At 39.1% G+C, this 6297-nt stretch carries 4 protein-coding genes; all 4 read left to right on the top strand.

The genetic code is table 11. From position 1 onward, the window contains the following. Positions 1 to 708 (top strand): hypothetical protein (locus tag EHS15_RS19200; protein ID WP_167884293.1); only part of this gene is annotated, 708 nt, incomplete at its 5' end. Between the two features lie 238 nt (positions 709 to 946). After that, on the top strand, positions 947 to 4630 hold the full coding sequence (locus EHS15_RS18985; RefSeq protein ID WP_135762177.1) for a peptidoglycan DD-metalloendopeptidase family protein: 3684 nt from the start codon (positions 947 to 949) through the stop codon (positions 4628 to 4630). Between the two features lie 5 nt (positions 4631 to 4635). After that, positions 4636 to 5256, top strand: coding sequence for a hypothetical protein (locus EHS15_RS18980; protein ID WP_135762176.1), 621 nt, complete (start codon positions 4636 to 4638; stop codon positions 5254 to 5256). Positions 5257 to 5609: 353 nt separating this feature from the next. Continuing rightward, complete coding sequence (locus tag EHS15_RS18975) at positions 5610 to 6206, top strand: hypothetical protein (RefSeq protein ID WP_135762175.1); 597 nt, start codon at positions 5610 to 5612, stop codon at positions 6204 to 6206. The last annotated feature ends 91 nt before the right edge of the window (positions 6207 to 6297 follow it).

Genomic DNA, 6297 nt, shown 5'->3' with positions numbered 1-6297 from the left:
TTTAGTTTATTGTTTATTGTGTTATTGCCTTTGGCAATAACATGTAAGGAATTAGGAGAAGAGAAGAAGCAACCTGGACAAAGATTTGGGAAAGAATGGCTAAAAGGTCCTGATGAGGAATTATTAGAACGTAATATTTATTTTGTAAGACATTATAAAGATACAATTAGTGAACAACTTTTTGATAAATATAATGTAGATCCAAGAGAAGTTGCGAAGCTCGTTGTAGTTAAATATGCGAAGGATATGGCAAAGGTATTTGAGCAAAAGAATTATGAAGACTTTGTTTGGGAATTTGATCGTGATATAACAACTCCTTTGGCGGAGAAATTAAAGATAAAAAATGAAAATGGAGCCGTTCAAAATCTATGGATTAAAAAATTAAGCAAAAACGACAATGCATATTGTAATTCTCAAAGCTTTTTCACTGACCCAATAAAGAAGATAGAAATTCGTGCATATCGAGTATTTGATCCAAGTGTAAGAGAAGATGGGCCAACTCGTTATGTTTTTACTTATAGAATTGATTTTGTTCATACATTAGAACCGATAGAAGTAAAGGAAGGAGAAGAACCTAAGTCTAGAAGTAATGCTATAACAGTCTATATCGGTACGGATTTTGTTAAAGAACCAAATATCTTAATTACCCGCATTATAGATCATTGTCCAATTCCAGAACTTAAGAGTGAGGATGATTATGAGCAGTAAACCTCCCTGCGCCACGGATCGACCGAGCGTTGTCGTCGAGGGAGAGCCGGGTCGGTTAAAGAAATAAAATTGTTATAATAAAAAGATTGCGAGGCGCCCTTAAGAAAGTATAAAATGTATATATAATGAATCTTAAAAGGGAGAGGCAGTTTCTAGCGGTGGCGAAGGCCAGGAAGGCCGAAGCTCGTGAGTCATGACAGGAAGTCATGCGAACGAGAGCTAGGAACGAACTCGACTTATGGCAACAAGCGCGATCAACTTTGCCAGCAGTGCACAAAATGTAGCAGCAACAGCCTTCTTCGGTCAATCCGCAACGACAGTTACAATGGGAGCGACAAGTGCAGTGGGAAGAACCGTGCTGGGAGATAAAGCCTACGAAAAGCAGATGGAGCGAATGACCGGTCCGCAGGATAGAATCGCAGCAGCGAATGCAAACACAGAATCGTTAGTCAAAAAATATTCCACTCAAGTGATTGCGGATTCAACAGGACTACCTCCTGAAGTGGTAGGAAATTTCGTAACGGATTTAGTAGGATCCCAAAAAGCCGCAAATGCAAGAGCGGCAGCGAATTCGAATCCGTTTGCAAATATAGGAAGTCAGGTGGCGGGAGCCGTAGGCGGAATTATAAAGACGGCCATCGTAGCGACAGGAGTACCGGAGAGAGACATCCAAAGAGCCCTGAACGATGGAAACAGAATGACCTATGCGAACGTAAACGATAGAAATTTAATTACCCAAGCAAACGCCTACGCCAATCAATCGTTAGGAATGAAATCAGGAGAGTTGTCATATACATCGGCGACTCCGACGCTCAAAAACAAAGAGGGACTAGTAGATGAATTGGGCCAACGCATAGTAGTAGAAGAACTTGTTAAATCAACCGGAATGGACAAAGACTTAGTCGATGCAGTGTTCCGCAAAGAGTATGGAGCCATCAAACAAAAGAAGGCGGATAAAGCCGCGCAGAGCGAAGCGATCCGCTCAACAGCAGTGACTGTAGCAACAACAGCGTTGACCTTGGGAGCGGCAGGAGCCTTAGGAACAACATTAAAAGGTTTTATGACGGGACTAGGAACTGCGTTAGGAGCGACAGCGAATGCTGCGAATGTAGGAGCAGCTGCCCTGAGTGGGGTAGTACAGATGGTAGACGGAAGCCGAAACGGAACAGACGGAATATTAGCCGGAGCCGCAAACGGAGTTCTTGGAATGCTCGTTGCCGGAGGAAAACTGGATTTAAATGGAAAGGCAGCAGAGCTATTAGGTAAAGGTGCATTAGGATTAGGAGTATCCTACGACAAACAAGCTGGCTGGGGGGGTATGATAGGAGTAGGAGGAGCTAAAGGTAATGTAAGTGTAAGTTTCTCCCAGAGAGGGGATACAACGATCTCAGGATCAATGCAAACAGGAGTTAAAGGCTTACAGGTTACAGGTTCAACAACTACAAATGGAGCGACCACAGTCGGAGCGAACTATAACCCAAGTGACAAAGGACCAAGACAGGGCTGGAACCTGGGAGCGAATTATGACATCAACGGAGGAGGATTGTCTGGTTCAATTGGCTATACAGATCCAGATAGTAAACTAGGAGTCACCTCAACTATCGACCGTAATGGCCTCTCTACTTCGACCCAATATGCGGGAATCAATATAACGACGAATGGACCGGATGGATTTCGTTTGGATGATATAAACTGGGCAGAGCAGAATATCAATTTAGCACAAGATAGAACAGATACTATAGCAGAGAATGAGATCTTGAAAGCGAATGGAGTAGAAGATCCAGATAGTTTACCGAAGGGAGAAAGAGATAAGTTATTAAATGACATTAATAAGAAGAATGAGGATCAGCAGTTAAAAGATAAGGGTTATGATCCAAATAAGTTGGATGATGTTCAGAGAGAAGCGATTCTGGACAAATTGAACGGAGTAGTTACGCTTGGTGACGTTGCTATGGGAGCGTTAGGCACATTGGGGGGTGGACTAATGACAGGGTTGGCACTGTTTGGCTATGGTAGTGGTGTAAATGGAAGAAGACGTTTAGATGAATACATAGTTGATGGAGCGTCTTATGTGGGAGGTAAACTAGTAGATTTCGCGGATTATATGTTGCCAGGTGTAGAGGTTAATCTATCTGCGCTTACAAGTAAGATACCATTTATAGGTTCCAATAGTATATTTGATATCGGAGCGCAGGCGAATGGCACTAAACCTGCGGGCGGAAGTGGAGAGTTACTTAAAATAACGACACCAGGCTTTATAGATAAGCTTAGTCGTCTATTTTCTTCGAACGGCGAAGATGTAAAGGTTCGATCAAAAGATGCATTGATTTCTAATGAAAATACGGAAATTAAACAAAAAGTAATAGAATCAGAAAAAATCATAAGTGATTTAAAAAAGCAATTAGCTTTAGCAAATGATGTCTCTATAAAAAATGAATTACAAGTAAAGATAAAAGATGCAGAAACTGTATTACGGCAAGCAAAGATAGCTGCATTAGATCCTGTGATCTTAGTGAAAGATGTAATTACCGATAAAAAAATGGGGGTAGTTGAATCATCGAATTTAATCAGTCAAACCGAAGAACTAAAAAAAATAGGTAAAACTATAAAAGATGAATTGATTGCGCAGCGTGATGCTATTAAAGATATAGATCCTAAATATGCTAGCGACCCTGTATTGTTAGAGAGATATAAGAAAATTCAGGTAGAAATAGCAGCAATAGACAAAGCCGTTCGCTTAAAAGAGGTTGAAATTAGAAGAAATGAAGTAAAGACTCCTCTCTCAAAGGAACAGCAATATCTTGATTTTAAAGAAGGTAAAACGATATTAAAGAGCTATGTGCAGAGTGAAACAGAATTAGCAGAGCATAATAAGCTTAAAGCAAAGCTTCAAGGAAATATTTTATCTGAAGAAATCATTAGAAATTTGAATTCAGAGAAGACTGCAAATCCTGAATATAAGGCATATGCAAATTTAATTGAGAGTAGAGATAAATTTCAAAGCGATTTCATTAAGAAAAATGACTCTAATGTAATTTATGATTCTAGCGGAAAGCCGGATTTTTCCAAAGTAAATAAGGATGTTTATCAGAATTATTTACAAACATTTAATTCGCTTCAATCTCAAATAGATAATTTAAGTAAGACTGATAAAATCAGATCTATTGAGGCGGAATTTGCAATTAAAATTAAAGTTGAGAAATACAAGGCATTGGGCTTTAATATTACGTATGATTCTAAGGATTCTAATCTAAAATATAAATTAGAGCAACTTGATAGAGCTTTTACTATACCAAATAACTCTCAATATGACAGGATAATTGCATTAAATAACTTGGCTGAAAAAGGAGTAACTAATCAGATTAGTTTATATAATATATCTAAATCATCTGTAGAAGGCCGTGTAACTATACCAGGATCAGCACAGGGATATTTGACCATATTGAATGTAGATGGTATTGAGGTGAGAAGGCCTGCGCCTTTAGAGTCTCCTGATAATTTGACTTCTCAGCAATATGATAAGAGATTTAACCCTGTTAAGAAAATTGTCTCAGATCATGATGGAACTGATTATAGTATGTCGATTGGAAAGCCTCTTGGTTCGATGATGGAAGGTAGAGTGAGCAAGATTGTTGGCACGGATCGTGATTTCTTGCACAGTTCTGATGGTGGTAATGATTCATATGGGGCGCATATCCAGGTTGAATCTAATGGTGAGCCTAAGGTTCGAGTGACGTATGCTCACTTGAGTATGATTAATGTAATTGAAGGGCAACCTGTTCATATGGGTGATCTTGTAGGAAAATCAGGAAATTCAGGGAATTCAGGGGGGCCACATGTGCATGTAATTGTAGAGAAAAAAATAAATGGCAGATGGGTTCGTCAAGATAATGAGAAATTCGACTGGAAGGGGATACCATAGTGAAGATGAAGTTTGTTTTTCTTTCCTTCTTGCTTTTTTTTATTTTTTGTAAAGATTCTATATTTTTTGGAAAGGACTATAAGGTTTCAGAAAAAAATGCTGAGGTTATTGATTTAACCTTTTTTTGTGACCCATCTGGAAAAAGGAGGTATGTAAGTTATTTCTCTAAAAAAACCAAAGTACCTTTAGAAGAGTTAAAAACTGTATTTTATTGTGATCGATATGTTAGTAATAGCATAATGTATCAGTTGGGAATCATATCTCAAAAATCTAATAATAATGTCGTCATTGTAATCGGTGAGTTTAGTTGCAAAAATGATATTTGTATGTTGCTTGAAAAACCAAGAGAGCATGTTGATAATGAGCCAGATGGAAAACTAGTATTTAAAGTAATAAATAATGATGTAATTAAACTTGTATCATCAAATATAAAGGAAATGGCTTTTCAAGATAATGAAAATTATTCCATTTCTTATAAAGATGCAGAGCCATTCTTTAGTTCTGATGAAGAGCATTACTTTTACAGGGAGCGAGAAAATCTGATTACTGATTGTTTATTGGAGCAAATTCGGGTGGATATTGTTGGCGAAAAGGGCGTTTATTGTCTTGATAAAATTAAAAAATAATAATCCTTGCTCTGCGCCATCGGATCGCAGCGTAAATCCTTTCCTGAAAGGAAAGATTGAAGCGAAGAGCCGGGTCGGTTGTTTAAATAAATTATCCATTATAAAAATCCTTGCGAGGCGCCCTTAAGAAAGTATAGAATGTTCATATAGTGGGTCTTAATTGGGAGAGAAAGCTTCTAGCGGTGACGAAGGCCAAGGAAGGCCGAAGTTCGTTTGTCATGACAGGAGGTCATGCAAACGAGAGCAGGAAGCGCATCTCGACTGGCTGGGGGGGTATGATAGGAGTAGGAGGAGCTAAAGGTAATGTAAGTGTAAGTTTCTCCCAGAGAGGGGATACAACGATCTCAGGATCAATGCAAACAGGAGTTAAAGGCTTACAGGTTACAGGTTCAACAACTACAAATGGAGCGACCACAGTCGGAGCGAACTATAACCCAAGTGACAAAGGACCAAGACAGGGCTGGAACCTGGGAGCGAATTATGACATCAACGGAGGAGGATTGTCTGGTTCAATTGGCTATACAGATCCAGATAGTAAACTAGGAGTCACCTCAACTATCGACCGTAATGGATTATCTACTTCTACACAATATGCGGGAATCAATATAACGACGAATGGACCGGATGGATTTCGTTTGGATGATATAAACTGGGCAGAGCAGAATATCAATTTAGCACAAGATAGAACAGATACTATAGCAGAGAATGAGATCTTGAAAGCGAATGGAGTAGAAGATCCGGATAGTTTACCGAAGGGAGAAAGAGATAAGTTATTAAATGACATTAATAAGAAGAATGAGGATCAGCAGTTAAAAGATAAGGGTTATGATCCAAATAAGTTGGATGATGTTCAGAGAGAAGCGATTCTGGACAAATTGAACGGAGTAGTTACCTTAGAAGATGTAGCTATGGGAGCGTTAGGGACGTTGGGTGGTGGGTTGATGGGTTGATGGCAGGGTTGGCATTGTTTGGTGTAGGACGGAGAGAGGAAGACAATCTGTTAGCTAGTGTGAAGCCAAAAGATGCTCCTGAAATGCCGAA

This window comes from Leptospira idonii (assembly GCF_004770995.1).
GTDB lineage: Bacteria > Spirochaetota > Leptospiria > Leptospirales > Leptospiraceae > Leptospira_A > Leptospira_A idonii.
Note: the sequence above shows the minus strand (reverse complement) of the source record. Positions and strands in the feature narration are given on the sequence as shown.

Coding starts and splice junctions, on each gene's coding strand:
- EHS15_RS18985 (WP_135762177.1), top strand. CDS start 947: ATGGCAACAAGCGCGATCAACTTTGCCAGCAGTGCACAAAATGTAGCA.
- EHS15_RS18975 (WP_135762175.1), top strand. CDS start 5,610: ATGCAAACAGGAGTTAAAGGCTTACAGGTTACAGGTTCAACAACTACA.
- EHS15_RS18980 (WP_135762176.1), top strand. CDS start 4,636: ATGAAGTTTGTTTTTCTTTCCTTCTTGCTTTTTTTTATTTTTTGTAAA.